Raw genomic sequence first — 541 nt, 5'->3', positions numbered from 1 at the left:
AAACGGCTCATCGTCGGCGGACGTTCTGACCGCCCGCGCTCCAGTTTGCAATTGGGGATAGACGCTCGAGTTCCATGTCGCGCAGCTGTTGGATTTCTTCCGGAGGCTCATCGACAAAAACCGGCCCAGCGTTCTCTCTAAGCAAGAATAGTTCCGTCTGATGTTTGTCTTCATCAGGTCGCATCTGGATCACGGCGTCCATATTGATCCAGCGTGTTATCATCCCGTCGGTCAACTGCACGAACATCCCATCCTCCAAGGTGGCGACCCCCGAACCGAAGTAAAAATTTAGGGCCGGTTCCAAACATATCCAGCGTGCGGGGAAGGCACTCGCACCAACGCCGGCTTTTCGGTGTCGCTCACCCGATGTCGGCATTATCGAGCCTGTTCTGGCCGACCATGCGATTCCAACAATTTTCGTAGTGTTCCTCGACCTCCGGCATGTCTCCCGGGATATAGCCTCCCATCCGCGTGGGGAACGATATGCTCTCGCACCCAATGGACGTGGATGGCGTTCCACTTCCACATGCCTGCTGGTGGT

At 56.2% G+C, this 541-nt stretch carries 1 protein-coding gene; it reads right to left on the bottom strand.

Features of this window, described 5'->3' with window-relative positions:
* Window positions 1-7: 7 nt before the first annotated feature.
* Window positions 8-247, bottom strand: a complete 240-nt coding sequence (locus tag O7B34_RS31925; protein WP_337149718.1) for a hypothetical protein — start codon at window positions 245-247, stop codon at window positions 8-10.
* Window positions 248-541 lie beyond the last annotated feature (294 nt).

Origin of the sequence: Mesorhizobium sp. Cs1299R1N3 (assembly GCF_037179625.1) — a bacterium.
Classification (GTDB): domain Bacteria; phylum Pseudomonadota; class Alphaproteobacteria; order Rhizobiales; family Rhizobiaceae; genus Mesorhizobium; species Mesorhizobium salmacidum.
The sequence above is the reverse complement of the archived record's forward strand: the minus strand, read 5'-3'. Positions and strand labels throughout refer to the sequence as shown.